Origin of the sequence: Bythopirellula polymerisocia (genome assembly GCF_007860015.1) — a bacterium.
GTDB lineage: Bacteria > Planctomycetota > Planctomycetia > Pirellulales > Lacipirellulaceae > Bythopirellula > Bythopirellula polymerisocia.
Window position 1 is genome coordinate 114222 of the sequence record NZ_SJPS01000007.1, and the last position, 18027, is coordinate 132248.

Consider the following 18027-nt stretch of genomic DNA (forward strand, 5'->3'; position numbering starts at 1 on the left):
CTCGCCTGCGGTAAAAACCGGGCGAGGCCGCTAGCATTTCTGGGGGCCGTTGAGTTCGCTACGTCTCAAGCGGTCAAGTCAACGGCGGGACTTCAAAGATCGTCAGCGTCGCGTTGACGATGCCCATCAAGCCTTCGCCGGCGATAAATCCGGCGGCGACGGCGAAGCTAAGTTTTTCCACGGCCGTCGGATTGATCGCGCGCCAGATGTACCACGCAATTAGACCGTAGAACATCACTAACGAATTATACGCGGGGATGATGAAGGCGATTCCCATGGCCAGGCCGCTGGGGAGATACGGTTTCAGGGTTTCGTTGCGGCGAATCACGGGAAGTGCGGCACCAACTATTGCCGCAATAGCCAAGGCCTTTGTGGCGTGAAGGGGTAACATGCCAAATCCGCCGGCCAACAGTTCTGCCATGGCTTTCCAGGCCATTGCCGCCGGGGCTGGAAGTTTTTCTCCTCCCAACTCCCACGCATTCGTGAATAGATTATAAACTGGCACCACCAGGATTACGCCGGCACAGATTCCTACTAGCTGGGCAATGAATTGCTTACGTGGTGAGGCGCCGAGTAAATGCCCCGTCTTGAGGTCTTGCATCATGTCCGAGGCCTGACTGGCACCTGCACCCGTAATGGCGGCGGCCATCAAGTTGGTCGTGGTTTGCCCTGGGGCGAGCCCGCCGAAGACCAACTGCGTCACTTTGCCGACACCGCCGACGGGGTTGATATCTGTTTCCCCTGTCGAACGCGTGGCGACAGCAGCCAGCACAGCCGAGAGGGGAATAGCTACCAGAGTCAGATACCAGGCGATGCCGAAGACATGATCTGCCATGAAAATGGTCAAGCACGAGCCAGCGATCAGCCCACCCATCCACCAACTATTGGGGATAGCTTCAGGGTTCTCTTCTCTGGAATCTCCCAGAGCATTGGCTGAGGTGAAAGCCCGGAGCACAGTTCGCCAGGAGAGTCCCAATGACATCAGGGCTTCACTGACCATCAATGCCACGCCAGGCCACAAAAGCCAACCTCGTGGTCCGTCGGAGTAACTCATCACATCACCGGGAGCCCAACCCAGGCGTTGGGCCATTGGTCCTAAAATTCCCCAAGAGAGAACTGCTCCGGCGACCAATGACCAAACAACGCGCGGTCCGATTAACAAGCCGGCACCTAGGAGCGATGGACTGATCGAAATATGAAACCCCCAGGTGGCAGCCAGCGCCAAGAAGCTCCAACTAAACCACTCGTCCAGCGGAGGATTCTCTAGTTGAGGAATAAAATAGTATGCCAAGGTAAAAATCGCCGCAGCTAGCGCGGAAAACAACAGCACTCGCGCTTTCATGACGGCATCGCCGGCCTCGCTGTACATAGCAAGGATGGTTTCCGCCGCGGCAGTGCCCGTTGGGAATCGTAACCGCTCTACTTCAACGTATTGACGGCGCAGGGGAACGGCGAAGAACACACCTAAGAAAGCCACGCCCAGGGCCCACAGGATGAGCATCCCTTGGGGAACTTCGACACCTAATAACATTAAAGCCGGGATAGCGGAAACCAGTCCCGCTGCGCTGGACATATAACCTGCGGCCGAGCCAGCCGTTTGCGCAATGTTGGTTTCCATTACGGAGAGGTGGCGATTGAACATCGCAAAGGCGGAATAGCTCAAGACGGCCGCGATAATTGACGCCCCAAAAGTCCAGCCGATTTTCAGCCCAATGTAAATGTTCGTGCAGGAGACGACACTTCCCACGAGGCAGCCAGCAATGAGAGCTCGAACCGTGAGCTGGCGTTCGCCCGGTTGGGGAGTGTATTTGACGTCGCTTTCTGGTGGGGAGGTGTTTTCGATTTCTGACATGATGTCTGGCATTGAGGTTTGAGAATAACCGGACGCTAACGCGAATCGGCTGAGGGATTACTGCTAGGAATATGCTAGCAGGGCGTATTCTGTGCCAGCACAATTTACCCTGCCTGGACAATGCAAGCGAGACGAATCTAGGAACCTGCTGCACTTGACCCTGCTGAGGGAAGCAGATATTTAACATGCTTTGCCAGCAGTCATAAAACCACTGCGACTTCGTGAGTCCATATGACGACTCTTGCGATTCGTCTTTTCCTTCAAAATCAATTAACCAGGCAGGACAGGCATGGATGCCACTGCGACGGATCGCAATCCGATTTCACGCACAGCTACTGCGTATCGCCCGAGCATTTCGCTCGTACTGCCGGCGTATAATGAAGCCGACACGATCCAGCAGGCGATGAGCGAAGCAGTCGCCGCTCTCTCGGAGCTGACCGACAATTTTGAAGTGCTGGTCGTCGACGACGGGAGCACCGATGTCACGGCAGAACTCGTAAAACAAGCGGCTGAAAAGTCGCCACAGATTCGTTTGCTCAAGCAGCCGAGAAATCTGGGATATGGCGCGGCTTTGCGCCGTGGTTTCAGTGAGGCTTCCAAAAATCTGGTCGGATTCACTGACGCAGATTGCCAGTTCGACTTAACAGAGCTCAATCGCCTGGTGATGCTCTCTCGGGATTACCAGATCGTGACTGGCTATCGTATCGACCGGCAGGACCCTTGGCTGAGGCGAATGTATTCAGCTGGCTACAACGTACTGGTCCGAAATCTGCTGGGAACGCGCGTCCGTGATTGCGACTGCGCCCTCAAATTATTTCATCGCGAGATACTCGCCAAACTCCCGATCACCACCGACGGTTTTTTGATTAACGGTGAGATGCTCTCTCGGGCGCGGCAACTTAGTCTGTCGATTGTAGAAGTCGGAGTATCGCATCGACCTCGTGCAGGAGGAGAAAGCAAGGTCTCGGTTTTCGAGATACCAGTCGTGCTTGCCTCACTCACACGGCATTGGTGGAACAAAGTGATGTTCCCCGTGATTGCTGGTGATCGATCAAGCGAATTAATGACCTGGTCGCCGCGCAAGATTGCAGCGATGACACTCCTCCTGACAGCAATCGCCGCGATCCTCTTGCTCACGAACCTGCGCTACGCGCTCATCGAACCCGACGAGACTCGTTATGCCCAGATTGCTTTGGAGATGGTGCATACTGGGGATTGGCTCGTACCTCGACTTCAGGGCGAGCCGTACCTGGATAAGCCGCCACTCTTGTATTGGCTCACCGCCGCGAGTTATACGCTTTTCGGTGAGAATCAAATGAGTGCGCGCTTGCCGTGCACTTTATCTGCCCTACTGACAGTGTTTGCGAGCTTCTTACTCGGCCGACGGCTCGTTGGAGATCGTGCAGCCTGGATTGGTGCTCTTTTGCTCAGCCTGACCGGGGGTTTTATACTTGCCGGGCGGTTTCTGCTCATGGATAGCGTCCTTTCGTTGTTCACGACTGTGGGGTTGCTATGTGCGCTACTGGCTATCAGCAATCCCCGCCGCGCATTTGCGTGGTGGCTGGCGACCGGCGTCGCCTGCGGGTTAGGCGTAATGACCAAGGGCCCCGTTGCCCCGGTGCTGTGTTTTCCGCCAATTGTCATGCTGGCCTGGCTTACTAAGAACTATGCAGCATTTCGCTTACGAAATGTACTTGCCGTGTTGGTGCCTACGGTGCTGATCGCCGCTCCTTGGTTTTGGCAGGTGGCGGAGAGCCAGTCGGAATTTGTCGGCTATTTTTTTTGGAAACACAACTTTCAGCGTTTCGTCCATGGCTTGAATCACGTGCAGCCCTGGTGGTTTTATCTTCCCGTGATGGCGCTGGGGATGCTCCCAGGGACGTTTCTTGCCCCGGCGATGGCAGTCTATCTGGGACGCAAGAGTGATGATGCCTGTCAGAAGCGGACGCAAGAACTGGGCGCGCTGCTGCTCTCGAGTGCCTGGATAGTGGGATTCTTCTCGCTCTCCAGCTGCAAGCTTCCGACCTACATCCTGCCGGCGATTCCCTTGTTGGCGTTGGCCTTGGGGAAAATGCTAGGGGATTGCAGGTGGTCCACGATTCCAGGGCAAGTGAATGCGTTGGTCGAGTTTTATTCGACGCGAGCTGCCTGGCAAGTCGTTGCAGGCTCAACGATCATGGCATTCGCATTGCTGATCGCCCATCTAGTGATTACGCCGTCGGCAATTTGGCTGGCAATCTTGTTTGGATTCGTCCCAATCGCTGGAAGTGCGCTGTTGTTGAGCAGGCAACTCCAATCACACCACCGTTTGCTGTCTGCTTCTGTGGGGATGTGCTTGATTGTTACGCTGTTTGGGTTCGGTCGGGTTGTCCCTGAGTTTGCCAACTGGCGGTCGGTATCGCGATCCGCCGCCAGACTACAAGCAGAGCTTGGTGGATCGACCCCGATCGTGTTCTTCGGCCGACCTCCGGAAGCGACTTCGTTTGCAATCAACTCTGAAGTCATAAAGTTCTCGCCAGACCAGTCGAAAGAATTCAAAAAGTTCGTCTCCGAACATCGAGAGGCAGTAGTAGTGGCCAATCGCTCGGCATTGGGAGTCCTCAAGGATGTCTGTTCCGGTGAGATCGACCTCGCAGGACCCCAGGCACGAGGTCGGGTGTTCGTGGCGAAACGGGGTAACGAGGCCCTGGCAGCGCGGCCGAAACGTGACGCAGCACGTCGGGAGTAATGGTAGCCTTACTAGGTCACTTGCAGACGTATGTCCTGTTATTGATTTCTTGTAATCGAAATGGATCATTTGCCCAGTAAAAGATTAATTGTGTGGTTCGGACATATCCACAATTTAATGGACAATCTCGACTCGCCACTTTCTACGCCCAGTCTCTTAGGTTGACGAGCCAGTCTAACTGTTGCCCATTTTCATGGCCGAGAGCCGGATTTCAAGCGAGAAAGGGCTGGCCAGCCTCGTCGCGCAGAACTAAGTTGAATAATAGGCGAATACTCTACACCACTCGCTTATAAGTCTTGGCTCAACTATGCGCGATTATGTTCTGATTTATATCAATGGTGTCCGTCACCAGATCCGTGGCCAGCAGGCGCGGCTTTCACTCTCCAACTTCATACGTCGCGAGCTGGGGCAGATTGGCACGAAGATCGTTTGCAGCGAAGGAGACTGCGGGGCATGCTCAGTCCTGGTAGGCCGGGCTTGTGAGGACGGTATCCGTTATCAGGCGATTGATTCTTGTATCGCATTTCTGTTTCAGCTCGACTCGACACACATTGTTACGGTTGAAGGAATTTCCAAAGCCGGGCAAACCAACGGTGTGCAGCAAGCGCTCATCGATTGCCATGGTTCACAGTGTGGCTTCTGTACGCCGGGTTTTGCCATGGCAATGACTGCCATGCAGGAAAATGGCTGTGGCAAAGTTGTTGATGAACTAAGGGCCGGACTCACTGGCAACCTGTGTCGCTGCACAGGGTATGTGTCGATTCTCGAAGCGGGGCTTACGACGGAGATTGCCGAAGGGGAGCGGATGGACTCGATGTATCCGCCGGATACGATGTTGCAGGATTTTGCAACGCACGCGGACGATAATATGGCGTTGGTGGAGGACAACGAGGAATCAGCTTCTCGCACCTATTGCCCCGCAACATTGAGGAGTGCATTGGAAGTGCTGCAAGATTGGCCCCAGGCGATGATTGTGGCCGGGGCCACAGATATTGGCGTCCGCGTGAATAAAGGGCAGACTCTGCCAGAGACGATTCTGGATTTGAATCGTGTCAAGGAATTGGAACAAGCAGAATTAGTTGCCGGAAAGCTTGTGATGGGGGCGCGAGTTTCTTGGACTTCCGTAGAGTCGCTTAGTCGCGCATCGATTCCAGAATTCTATCGCGTGCTGAAGGTTTTCGGTGCGCCGCAGATTCGCAACATGGGCACCGTGGGAGGCAACGTGATCAACGCTTCACCGATTGCCGACTCGTTGCCGTTTTATTTTGTTATGGATGCTGAGTTGGAATTGCAATCATCCAGCGGCAGCCGCAAGGTGAGCATCAATGATTTTTACCAGGGATACAAGAAGTTTGATCTTCGACAAGGCGAGCTGCTTACGAGAGTGACGGTGCCGCTGCCGAAAGAGAGGGAACTGCTGCGACTATTCAAAGTCTCACGACGGTTGGATCTGGATATTTCGTCATTCACCGCGGCAATTCGAATGCGACTCGATGGTGACACGATCACCGAGGCGGCTCTGGCTTTCGGGGCGGTTGGTCCGACCGTCCTGCGGGCTCGCAATACCGAAGCCTATCTTGTGGGCCGTGAATTAACAGAGGCTACGATGCTCGCGGCGGGCGAATTGGCCGTAGCGGAAGTAACACCGATCAGTGACGTGCGAGGTAGCGAGGACTATCGATTGCAGCTTACGCGTAATGTGTTTGTTAAGTTTTACCTGGAGCATCAACCGGATGCGGTGTTGGTGTAGAGTCTAGAGCCAGAAACCAGATTTTGACTCTTGGCTCTGGATTCTCAGCTAAATAGGACTATCAGTCATGACTTCCGTCGGAAAACCATTGCCCCATGATTCGGCTCGAGGGCACGTCACCGGTAGCGCCTTGTTTATCGATGATATGCCTGCCCAGGTCGGGGAATTGCACGTCGGATTCGTCGGTAGTCCGGTTGCCTGTGGTGAGATCATGCGAATCGATGTGGAAGCCGCGTTGAAAACGCCTGGCGTGGTGGCTTGTTACACAGCTGAAGACGTGGCGGGGCACAATGTTTTTGGCCTGATCGTGGCCGATGATCCGTTCTTGGCCCAAGAGGAAGTGATGTACGTCGGGCAACCGGTAGTGGTGGTGGCTGCCGAGAACCCAAAGGCATTGGAGCTTGGTCGTCGGGCGGTGGTGATTGAATGCCGTGAGCAAACGCCTGTGCTAACCATCGAACAGGCGATTCAAGCGAATCGCTATCTGGGTCCCGTGCGAAAAATCGCACGCGGCCGAGTCGATGAGAATCTCGCCTCCGCGCCTCATCGAATTGCGGGGACATTCAAAAGCGGCGGGCAGGAGCAGTTTTACCTTGAATCCCAAGCCGCCCTCGCTTATCCGGGGGAGCAGGGGCAGATCGTCGTGCATTCTTCCACACAGAATACGACAGAGATTCAAGCGGTTGTCGCCGAAGTTTTAGGCCTGGGGCAGCACGAGGTGATTTGCATCTGCAAACGGATGGGGGGTGCATTTGGTGGCAAGGAAACCCAGGCAGCGATTCCCGCGATCATGGCGGCGTTAGTCGCGTCGAAAACAGGCCGCGCGGCTCGCGTGATCTACAACAAAGACGACGACATGTGTGTCACCGGCAAGCGGCACGAATACTTTACGCGTTGGGATTGTGGATTCGACAATGCAGGGCATTTGTTGGCACTGCGATGTGAGTATTTTTCCAATGGTGGGGCTACGACCGATCTTTCTCCCTCGGTGATGGAACGCACTCTGCTACACGGCGACAACGCCTACTTCCTGCCGCATGTGGAGTTCACGGGTAAGGTCTGTTTTACGAACCTGCCGCCCAATACCGCATTTCGCGGTTTTGGCGGTCCGCAGGGGATGCTTGTCATCGAGAATGTGTTGGAGACGATTGCCGAGAAGCTGGGGCTCGATGCTTTGCAAGTTCGCAGGGCCAATGTCTACGGCGTCGGCACCCGCAATGTGACTCCCTACGGTCAGGTGGTCGACAAAAACCATTTGCCCGAAATTTTTGAAACGCTGGCCGCTGATTCGGATTACGAGCGGCGGCGAGAAGAGATTGCTCAGTTCAATGCCAAGTCACGTTTGCAGGTGCGTGGACTCGCACTGACTGGGATGAAGTTTGGCATCTCGTTCACAACCAAGTTCCTAAATCAGGGAAACGCGCTTGTGAATGTATACACAGACGGCACGATCCAGGTCTCGACTGGGGCGACCGAGATGGGGCAGGGGGTCAACGTAAAGATTCGACAACTGGTGGCCGACGAGTTCGCGATCGATCCCCGTCGCGTCTTGATGATGGCCACCAGCACTGAGAAGAACAACAATACTTCGCCCACTGCCGCCTCGGCCGGCACCGACCTCAACGGGGCCGCCGCCGTGGTGGCCTGTCAGGAAATCAAGACGCGATTGCGGTCATTTGCCGCCGAGCATCTGGCCGACAGCGAGTCGGGGTTGGTCGCTTCGCCGGAGCACATCTGCTTTGCCGAAGGGACTGTGCATGACGACCGGCGCCCGCAGGTTCGGATTCCGTTCGAGCAACTGTGCGAAGATGCCCGGCGGGATCGGGTCGATCTCGGTTCTCGCGGGTTCTTTGCCACACCGGGAATCGACTTCAACCGCGAGACGGGGCGCGGCACACCGTTTTTCTATTTCACCCAAGGGGCCGCCGTAGCCGAGGTGGTCATCGATCGCTTCACCGGCGAGATGCGCGTGCTACGCGTTGACCTGCTGATCGACATCGGCAAGTCCATCAACCCGGGTGTGGATCGAGGTCAGATCATCGGCGGCTTCGTGCAGGGAATGGGCTGGGTCACCAACGAATGTCTCACTTATAATGACAAAGGTGAATTGCTTTCGCACTCGCCGACGACTTACAAGATCCCTGCTGTGACCGACATCCCCCCTGAGTTCAACGTGCGGATGTTCCCCAACCATGACAACACCCAAAACATTGGCAGCAGCAAGGCCGTCGGCGAACCACCACTGATGTTGGCATTGAGTGTGTGGGCAGCGGCCCGCAATGCGATTTCCTACGTGAAACCGGGGGCCGAGATTGATTTGAAGTCGCCCGCCACAGGAGAAGAAATCCTCCGCGTGATAACAGCACTCCAACAAGATACAGAACCAACTCAGCTTCCAGGGATTGTAATCCCTGGGCGTTAGCCCCAATAACATTCCGAGTTCCGCACTCTGCATTCAAAATATGTCTTCCCCTCAAGGATTTGTCGAACGACTTGCGGAACTTGCTCGCGCCGAAGCTCCTTTTGTCAGCGTAACCATGGTCGAAGCCATTGGCAGCACCCCACAGGACACTGGCAGCAAGTTGCTGGTTACCACCGAAGGGCTGTCGTCGGGGACCGTCGGCGGTGGCAAGGTCGAGCATAAGGCGATCCAGCATGCTCAGGCGATGCTTGCCGACTCGTCCGGCCAGGCACCTGTGCATGAACTCGTGGAGTGGAACCTGCAGCGCGACGTGGGGATGACCTGCGGCGGGGTGGTAAAGCTTTTTTTCGAAACCTACAACCACAGCGATTGGCAGGTGGTAATCTTCGGCGCCGGCCACGTCGCTGGTGCCGTCGCGAATTGCCTGGGGCAAATCAATTGCCACACCCGCTGCATCGATTCCCGCAGTGAATGGCTAGACAAGATCGCCGACCGCCAGCGGCTCACCAAGGTTCACGCCGACGACCTTCCGGCCCAGGTCGCTTCCCTGCCGAACGACGCCTTCGTCCTCTCGATCACGATGGGCCACGGCACCGACCGCCCAGTACTGGCCGAGATTTTCCGCCAGGGCCGCAAGTTCCCCTACCTGGGCGTCATCGGCAGCCGCGCCAAGCGCGGCGTGCTGGTGCGCGAACTAATCGCCGATGGCATCCCACGCGAACGAGCCGAGGCATTCCACTGCCCAATTGGGTTGCCATTGGGATCGAACGAGCCTGGCGAAATTGCGATCAGCGTGGTGGCGGAGTTGATTCAGGAGCGAGATAAGTGGCGGGGTGGGGTTTAGATGGGGTGAAAGCCGGGGGATTGCAATCCCTCGGATTTGATGGAGGTAGTCTCACACTTGCTCGGCTACCAGCGGTGTATTCACCGCGTGGATTCTTGCGTCGGAGGTAATGCCCTTGAGAAGGGTTACCAACGCGTGGAAGCGGCCCATGTCGATGGTGTGGGATTCGCTTGGGTGGAGACTATTCTCAGCGAGGGTGAAATTGGCACGCGAAGACGCAAGGGTGATCGTGCCATCGTGGAAGCAGTATTCGCCTTTGGCGGATAGTGAGAGATGACACAAATCCCCGGCAATGCGTGCATTAAGACATATCTCCCCGTTTTCGTTTTCTAGTTGAAAACCATCATGCGGAGAACCCGCTTCAAATGCTTCGCGGCTGCCGAAGAAGCTGGGTTTCATCAAATAGGGGCCGTCGTACTCGGGGCAGAAGGTGTCGCAGTTGCCGCAGTGGTTGCAATAATCGGCAAAGTTGGCAATTTGCTCTGCCTTCTCAACACGGAAGGGTTTCTCATCGCCGACTTCGACGAGTGTGCCGTCCGGCTGTACCTCCAGATCGCGGTAACTAATGTCGACAGCCTCGACAGCATAAGTAAAGTTAGCATCGTTGGGGCAGACAGGGATGCACTTGTCGCAGGTAATGCAGTCGAACGTGGTCAGGTGCGAATCGATCTTCTTGGGTATCGATCGATTATGCTCAGCATAATACCGATTATCTGCTTGCGTCTTCGCGACAATCGTTTCCATATTCAAAAAACCAGCATGGAGTGGATCACCTCCCGCGGCAGCCCGATTGCCGCAACAATCCAAGAGATAGTCATCAATGGTCGTAGCACCACACGCATCCATCGCCTTGCGGAGATCCTGGAAATACGCCGGCAATCGTCCGTAGCCACCGACCCTCAATAAATCGGTGCAGGTGGTGACGGGGACAAACCCGCAGGCGATTGCGTTGGCCGCGTTCTTGCGGTCGATGCCTGCTGAGAAGGAGATCGGCATCACGTGGCCCACCTGCTTACGAAATTCGTGAGCCAGCGTGAGCGTGATCACATGCAACGGCAGGCCCGAGAGATACATCACCTTCTCCTTCTCGGGGAAGAATTCGCGGTGGTTGTTGACCTCGAGAGTGTTGGAAAACTTGGCACCGAAACCCATGTTGCGCTCCGTCGCAAGTTTCGCCAGTCGACCACACATAGCGATCGATTCGTCAAACATCAAACCGCTGGAGTAGGCGTGCGGGTTGACGGTGATTTCTGTGTAACCCATCACGTCATAGAGTAACGCTTCGAGCCGTCCTTTCCCCAGCATCGGCGGGTTCATTTTTACGATCACATCGGTGCCGATCTCAGTGAGAAGAAACTCGCAGATGCGTTCGATCTCGTCAGCGGGGCAGCCATGGAAAGTAGAAAGTGTGATGCTGCGGCTCAAGGCGGTGGGATAGTCGAGGTCTCGCAGAGCGCGCAGCCGATGCGGCAATTGATCCCGGAGGCGGTTGACACTCTCGGTGGCATCCATCATGCCGCGGATGAATCCGACTACCTTGTCGGTCTGAATGCCTGCCAGGTCGTAGCCGACCGACATGTCGAAGACGGTCTCGCCCAAAGTACCGGCCATGTCGGTCTCACCGCAGGGATTGCCGAATTCCTGAGGCGCATTTCGCAGCATATGGATCAGCATGGCCCCTTGAACATATTGATCGAGTGACTCATGGACCTTGAGTTCCTGCGACCATTCGATGTTGTAGCCAACGTTGGTGGCATCGATGCAGGGTCGGGCAATTTCTAGCGCGTCGTTGATCTGCACGGTCTTTAGTTCCATGATCCGCGACCCGGCGAGCCACGAGAGCACCAGGTTCTGCGCCATCTGGGTTTGCGGACCCGAGGCGGGACCTAGCGGGTTGCCTGCCAATTGGCCATGGAAGCGGACCGTGAGATCGGTGCTGTCATTCGCATCGGGCACGTACCATTTGCGGCGAGGCAGATCAAACATCGACTCCCGGTTCGCATACTCAAGCCGGATGCGGTCGACGAGTTCGACGAACGGTGTGCAGTAGAGATCGACCATGTAATTTGCGTGTGAAAAATAGGTAGAACCCGCAGAAGTACTTATTTCGATTCTAACTCAGAAACCATCACGGTACTAGCTTCTCGATTGTTGGTGAGTTAGAGTGCAAAGTTGCTGTGTTGTCAGAGAGTAAGGGCGGGAAGGACTGCGATGATTGAAAAGTTGGTTTGCGTAAATTGCGGCGCCGAATACTCGCCGCATTCTGCGGATGCGCCGGTGGTCTGGATGACCTGCACTACTTGCGGACCAGCGGAAGGGATTCTTGATTTTCACTACGATCTTGATGCAGTGAGTGAAAGCTGGTTGGATAGCCCCCTCGCTAAGCGTGAGCGAAGCCATTGGCGTTATGCCGAACTATTGCCACTCAAAGAATCTTCGCTACGGAACGATTGGCAGGTGGGCTGGACGCCGATCATTGACGCCGAACGACTGGCCATGGAACTTGGCCTGGAGCGAGTGCTACTGAAAGACGAAGGACGCAATCCGTCGGCGTCGTTCAAGGATCGAGCGAGTTCGGTCGGTGTAGCTCATGCGCTGGAAGTTGGGGCGAACACGATCGCCTGCGCGTCGACTGGCAACGCGGCCACGAGTCTGGCTTGTCATTCCGCACTGGCCGGGATCGAGGCAAACATTTTTGTTCCACACACTGCCCCTGAGCCAAAGCTTGCACAGCTCTTGGTTTTCGGGGCACGAGTATTTGCCGTCGAGGGATCTTACGATCAAGCATATCAACTTTGCTCGGAGGCTTGCAATCATTTTGGTTGGTACAATCGCAATTGTGCGATCAATCCGGTGTTGGTGGAAGGGAAAAAAACCGCCGGGTTGGAAGTCGCCGAACAAGTGGCTGCGTATGGTGGTGTGCCCGATTGGGTGGCGGTGAGCATCGGCGATGGTTGTACGATAGCGGGCATCTGGAAAGGGCTCGCCGAGATGCACGCGTTAGGGGTAATCGATCGACTGCCAAGATTGCTGGGAGTTCAGGCAGAAGGAGTCGCACCGATTCCCTATGCGCTCTCGCATGGTAAACTACCTGAGCCTGGCAGCGGCTCAACTATGGCAGATAGCATCGACGTGCAGGTGCCGCGCAATTGGCGCAAGGCAGTGAATGCACTCAGTGCCGCCAATGGGCGAGTAGTTTGTGTGAGTGACGAACAGATATTGGCGGCCATTCGGCTCTCCGGTCGGCATGGCGTATTCGCCGAACCGGCCGCTGCCGCGGCGTTGGCGGGAGTGGTAGTGGCCGTCGATTCGAGAATCATTGAGCCGCATGAGTCGGTGTTGGTGATGATTACCGGCAGCGGACTGAAAGACATTCGCAGCTCGATCCGCGCGGGAGGTAAACCGCTGAGTATCAAGCCCGACCTGGCGTCGGTCGAGATGGCGGTTGAGAATTCGTCGTAGATAGCGTGGCATAAATGCCGATTTGTCATTCCGAAGTAAGTTTCACGACTAAAGTAATCTGGGTAGAACATGTCTTATTCTCAAGGCATACAGGCCGTGCCACCCAGATCCCTCAGGTCGTGTTACTCCTTTAGGGATGACACGGTTCAATTTTGGAGCAAAAATGCAAGTCAACAAAGAAGTTCTAGAACGAACGATCAAGCGATTTAGGGAGCGGAAGATACTGCTTCCCACGTTTGCCCAAATGCGAGATCCGACGACGATTCCTGAGAAGATCACTAGTCGGCTCCGCGATGTGGGATTGTGGGACGTGGACCCTGCGAACCTGTTTCGAATCACGTGGAAGAACGAACCGGTCGATAAGGGAGGCCTGTTCAACGACGGGAACTGGATCGAGTTTCCATCTGTATTGACTGGGGTCGATACACGAATCATCGGTCTCGTAGGTAAGTATTTTCCCACGGGGGCGCACAAAGTGGGAGCGGCCTACGGTTGTTTAATACCTCGCGTGGTGAGTGGCGAGTTTGATCCCACACGGCAAAAGGCAGTTTGGCCCAGCACGGGGAACTATTGCCGCGGTGGTGCATTTGATTCCGCGCTCTTGGGCTGCACGGCTGTGGCGATTCTTCCTGAAGAAATGAGCCGCGAAAGGTTCGAGTGGCTCAAAGAGATCGGCGCCGAGGTGATCGCGACACCGGGTTGCGAGTCGAACGTCAAGGAAATCTATGACATGTGTTGGGAGATTCGCCGCACGCGACCCGACTGTGTGATCTTCAATCAGTTCGAGGAGTTCGGCAACGCCTGTTGGCATTACCATGTGACGGCCGCGGCGATTCAGGAAGTGTTTGAGCGGGTTGCCAACGGGGGAAGGCTGGCGGGATACGTCTCTGCCACGGGAAGCGCGGGGACCATAGCCGCCGGGGATCGGCTCCGCACGTTGCACCCGGACCTACGGGTGGTGGCGACCGAAGCCCAGCAATGCCCGACACTCTACCAGTTTGGTTTTGGTGGGCATCGCATCGAAGGGATCGGCGACAAGCACGTGCCCTGGATACACAATGTCCGCAACACCGACATGATCGCCGCGATTGACGACGAGCAGTGCATGTCGCTGTTGCGGCTGTTCAACGAAAATGCGGGAAAGGAAGTCTTGCAGAAAGATTTGCCTGCGGATTTTATCGCACAACTGCCGCAAGTCGGCATCTCGGGAATATGCAATCTAGTGGCCGCGATCAAGACTGCCAAGCATTTTGACATGACCGGTAAGGACGTAGTCTTCACCTGTCTGACGGACTCGGCCGGACTGTATTCGAGTCGCTTGGAAGAACTAAATGCCGAGAACGGTGCGTATACGCAAGAACGTGCGGCGTTGGATCGGGAACGCTACTTGGAGGGGATTGCCACGGACTATGTCCGCGAATTGACATACCAGGATCGCAAGGCGCTGCACAACTTCAAGTATTTCACCTGGGTCGAACAGCAGGGCCGCAGTGCGGAAGAACTACGGCAACTGTGGGATCCAGACTTTTGGCTGGAAACCTTCGCCCAGGCCACAGAGTGGGATCACCAGATTGAAGATTTCAATCAGCAAACTGGTGTTTTGGAACTGCTCTGATGTCGACTCTATTTCGCGATGCAACGTTGGTCGAACTAGACCCTCCCTCGGTGAGACAAGGTGATCTCCGCCAGGCCGATGGTCGGATCACGTCGGTGGGGCGGAATCTCACCTTAGAATCCGACGATGAAGTTGTCGACTGCGGCGGCGCCGTGCTGATGCCGGGTTTGGTGAATGGCCACACGCATCTCTACTCGGCGCTGGCCGCTGGGATGCCCGCCCCGCCCCGACAGCCGAAAAATTTTCAGGAGATTCTGGAACTTATCTGGTGGCGGCTTGATCGCGCACACAATCTGGCAAGCGTCACCGCCAGCGGAGCGATTGGGGCGCTGGCCGCGCTACGTTGCGGTACAACGACACTCATCGATCATCATGCCTCGCCCAACAGCATCTCCGGCAGTTTGACGGCACTTGAAACGGGGATTGCAAAGGTAGGTTGCCGAGGAGTGTTGTGTTACGAAGTCACCGACCGAAATTGTGTGGGTGAAGCTAGTGCGGGATTGTTTGAGACAGCTCTCTATGCAACAGAACTAAGTGGAAAAAAAGATCACCGCTTTGCGGCGATGGTCGGTGCACATGCGAGTTTTACGCTAGCGGAGAAGTCGCTAGTCGGCTGTGTTGAACTGGCTCGGGACTTGGATCTGGGCGTCCATATCCATGTGGCCGAGGATCCGTGCGATGAACGAATCACTCGCGAAAATTTTGGCTGCGGGCTTATGGAGCGGTTCGAACGGGTGGGACTCCTTCAGGTGTCGGGGAGCATCTTTGGACACGGGACCCATTTATCAGCGGACGATTTTGCACGGCTAGGAGATTATGCGGGGCAACTGCATTTAGCGCACAATCCTAGTTCGAATATGAACAATGGGGTCGGATATACACCTGTTGCTAAAGCGACCACTCCGGTTGTGCTGGGGACGGATGGGATCGGGGCGGATATGTGGCGCGAGGCACGCGTGGCTGAGTTCAAGAGCCACGATGCGCAGACTGCGTTGCCATTTGGCAAATCGCTCAGCTTTCTGGCCGAGTCGGCAAGGTTGGCCTCGCGGGCGTTGGGGATCACCGTCGGAAGTTTGGAGGTGGGTGCCGCCGCCGATCTGGTAATTACCAATTATCGGCCAGCCACGCCGCTTACGAGCGACAATCTGGCAGGGCATTTCTTGTTTGCGATGGGTCCCGAGTTTGTCCGCGACGTGATGATCGACGGCCGTTGGTGCCTGCGCGGGGGCGAGGTGGTTTCGTGCGACGAGGTTGCTCTCCGGTCCGAGGCAGTCACCCAAGCACGCGAACTCTGGTCGCGGATGGTTTAAGCCGTGATCCGTGTGCCGCTTCTGCCCGCTAGTAGATCGGTGAGGCAGTCGAGATGGCCTATAACTGCAACGGGGTTTGCCTGAGTGGCATGCGTAACGAAATCAATGGCGGCCTCGACCTTAGGTCGCATCGATCCTGAACCAAAGTGCCCCGCGTTGAGATATTCATTTGCGTCGGAAATAGTGATTTCGCGAAGTGGCTTCTCATTGGGCTTGCCGAAGTTGAGGCTAACGTGTTCCACACCAGTGAGAATCACCAAAGCACCCACACCGAGCTCGCGGGCCAAGAGAGATGAGGTAAGGTCTTTGTCGATCACCGCGGCAGCTCCACTTAACTGACCTCTGGCATCGCGGCAGATGGGAATGCCTCCGCCACCGCAGCAAATCACCAACTCATCAGCTTCGACCAACTGGCGAATGGTGGGGAGTTCGAGAATCTCAAGCGGGCGAGGCGAGGAAACAATGCGGCGAAAGCTACCGTCTTCCAGTTCCCGCACTTTCCAACCGTCAATTTCGCGATGTGCTTCGGCCACCGCACGGACCAGTTTCGGGCCGATTGGTTTGGTGGGATTCTCGAAGGCGGGGTCCTGGCCATCGACCAACACGGACGTAACCAAAGTGGTCACCTGACGAGGCTGACCGCGTTCCGCCAGTTCGTTCATCAGGCATTGGGCGATCATATAACCCATGCCGGCCTGAGTATCGGCGACGCAGAGTTCCAGCGGGATTGTGTAAAGCTCGTGTCGGGCTAGTTCTACTCGCCGCAGAATGTTGCCCACTTGAGGCCCATTGCCATGGGTGAGTATCGGCTGATACCCAGCGAGAAAGGCATCGACTAAGATGCGAGCCGTTTGGCGAGTATGGGCGAATTGCTCATCGATGTTGCCTTGTTCACCTGGAACGCTAATAGCGTTTCCACCGAGTGCGATGACCAGCTTTTGAGGCGTGACGGACGGCATCGAGGATTGATAGTTCTAGTTAGCGAGCCGGATGGTCATGAAAAAGGGCGCTCGCGCATCGTGCAGGCCATAATCGCCTTGGCGGTATGCAGGCGATTCTCGGCTTCCGGGAACACAACCGACTGAGGACCGTCGATAACAGAGTCCGTTACTTCCGAACCACGATCCGCGGGGAGGCAGTGCATGTAGACGGCCGACTTCTTGGCGAGTTTCATACGGCGGTCGTCGCAAATCCAATCTTTGTATTTCGCGTTCATGGAGAGACACGCTTGTTGGTTCTCACCGATTTCTTCTTTAGTTGTGGCATTCTGTCGGGCGAGCATCAGGTCGTACACGCCCCAACTCTTGGGATACACGACGTCAGCATTCTCAAATGCGGCGTCCATATCATCGACGATCTCGAATTTCCCCCCCGAGGCCGAGGCATTCATTTTAGCCGCTTCGAGGGTACGACCCACCAGGTTGTAGCCTGGTGGATGAGCTAACGTTACATGCATGCCGAACCGGGTCATTAACGTGATAAGTCCCTGTGGCACGCTCAAAGGCTTGGCATACGAGGGAGCAAAAGCCCAACTCACGGCGATTTTCTTCCCGGCCAAGTCGGTGCCAAAAAGTTCGCGCATGGTTTGCAGGTCCGCTAGTGTTTGCGTGGGATGATCCACGTCGCACTGCATGTTGATGATCGGCACATCGGAGGCCTGGGCCATTTCGCGCATGTAGCGGTTGCCCTGGTCAAGGATCAGGTCGTGGCGGATGCAGATTCCGTGGCCCATCGAGGCCAGAATTTTACCCGTGTCGGCAGGGGTCTCGCCGTGGCTAATTTGGGTCACGTCGGCATCGAGGAAATGAGCGTGTCCCCCGAGTTGGGTCATGCCTGCTTCAAAAGCGTTGCGGGTCCGGGTTGACTTGTCGAAGAACAACAGAAACGCTGTTTGATGCGGCAAAAGCTGCGTCGGTTCACCCCGATGGAATTTTTCTTTGAGTTCCGTCGTAGTGTCCAACAGCAGATCGAGTTCATCTTGGGTGAGGTCATTGGTTTCGATATAGTCGCGGCCTTTGAGGTCTGCCATGGGTTCACTTTCTTT

General features: G+C 55.8%; 11 protein-coding genes. 7 read left to right on the plus strand and 4 right to left on the minus strand.

From position 1 onward, the window contains the following. Nucleotides 1–73 precede the first annotated feature (73 nt). Complete coding sequence (locus Pla144_RS19620; protein ID WP_197530841.1) at nt 74–1852, minus strand: OPT family oligopeptide transporter; 1779 nt, start codon at nt 1850–1852, stop codon at nt 74–76. Nucleotides 1853–2141: 289 nt separating this feature from the next. On the opposite strand from Pla144_RS19620, the gene Pla144_RS19625 reads away from it, so the two are divergent. The 4 genes from Pla144_RS19625 to xdhC all read left to right on the plus strand — a co-directional run bounded on the left by Pla144_RS19625 (nt 2142) and on the right by xdhC (nt 9596). Next, on the plus strand, nt 2142–4580 hold the full coding sequence (locus Pla144_RS19625) for a glycosyltransferase (RefSeq protein ID WP_146452415.1): 2439 nt from the start codon (nt 2142–2144) through the stop codon (nt 4578–4580). 307 nt (nt 4581–4887) lie between these two features. Next, nucleotides 4888–6330, plus strand: a complete 1443-nt coding sequence (locus tag Pla144_RS19630) for a xanthine dehydrogenase small subunit (protein ID WP_146452416.1) — start codon at nt 4888–4890, stop codon at nt 6328–6330. 67 nt (nt 6331–6397) lie between these two features. Then, complete coding sequence (gene xdhB / locus Pla144_RS19635; RefSeq protein ID WP_146452417.1) at nt 6398–8752, plus strand: xanthine dehydrogenase molybdopterin binding subunit; 2355 nt, start codon at nt 6398–6400, stop codon at nt 8750–8752. 40 nt (nt 8753–8792) lie between these two features. Next, the gene (gene xdhC, locus Pla144_RS19640) at nt 8793–9596 is read left to right on the plus strand and encodes a xanthine dehydrogenase accessory protein XdhC (RefSeq protein ID WP_146452418.1); all 804 of its coding nucleotides are present in this window, start codon (nt 8793–8795) and stop codon (nt 9594–9596) included. A 51-nt stretch (nt 9597–9647) separates the two neighbouring features. On the opposite strand, the gene Pla144_RS19645 is transcribed toward xdhC, so the two are convergent. Then, the gene (locus Pla144_RS19645) at nt 9648–11657 is read right to left on the minus strand and encodes a glutamate synthase (RefSeq protein WP_146452419.1); all 2010 of its coding nucleotides are present in this window, start codon (nt 11655–11657) and stop codon (nt 9648–9650) included. Between the two features lie 150 nt (nt 11658–11807). On the opposite strand from Pla144_RS19645, the gene thrC reads away from it, so the two are divergent. The 3 genes from thrC to Pla144_RS19660 all read left to right on the plus strand — a co-directional run bounded on the left by thrC (nt 11808) and on the right by Pla144_RS19660 (nt 15983). After that, nucleotides 11808–13058 carry a threonine synthase gene (gene thrC, locus Pla144_RS19650; RefSeq protein WP_146452420.1) on the plus strand — a complete coding sequence of 417 codons (1251 nt, stop codon included), beginning with the start codon at nt 11808–11810 and terminating at the stop codon, nt 13056–13058. Nucleotides 13059–13221: 163 nt separating this feature from the next. Then, on the plus strand, nt 13222–14673 hold the full coding sequence (locus Pla144_RS19655; RefSeq protein ID WP_146452421.1) for a pyridoxal-phosphate dependent enzyme: 1452 nt from the start codon (nt 13222–13224) through the stop codon (nt 14671–14673). Further along, nucleotides 14673–15983, plus strand: coding sequence for an amidohydrolase family protein (locus Pla144_RS19660; RefSeq protein ID WP_146452422.1), 1311 nt, complete (start codon nt 14673–14675; stop codon nt 15981–15983). The genes Pla144_RS19655 and Pla144_RS19660 overlap by 1 nt, the downstream gene beginning before the upstream one ends. Here Pla144_RS19660 and Pla144_RS19665 read toward each other — a convergent pair. Together Pla144_RS19665 and Pla144_RS19670 are read right to left on the minus strand one after the other, a co-directional pair. Beyond that, nucleotides 15980–16942, minus strand: coding sequence for a carbamate kinase (locus tag Pla144_RS19665; RefSeq protein ID WP_146452423.1), 963 nt, complete (start codon nt 16940–16942; stop codon nt 15980–15982). The genes Pla144_RS19660 and Pla144_RS19665 overlap by 4 nt on opposite strands. Nucleotides 16943–16977: 35 nt before the next feature. Next, nucleotides 16978–18012 (minus strand): ornithine carbamoyltransferase, encoded by a 1035-nt coding sequence (locus Pla144_RS19670; RefSeq protein WP_146452424.1) that lies wholly within the window; start codon nt 18010–18012, stop codon nt 16978–16980. Nucleotides 18013–18027: the final 15 nt, after the last annotated feature.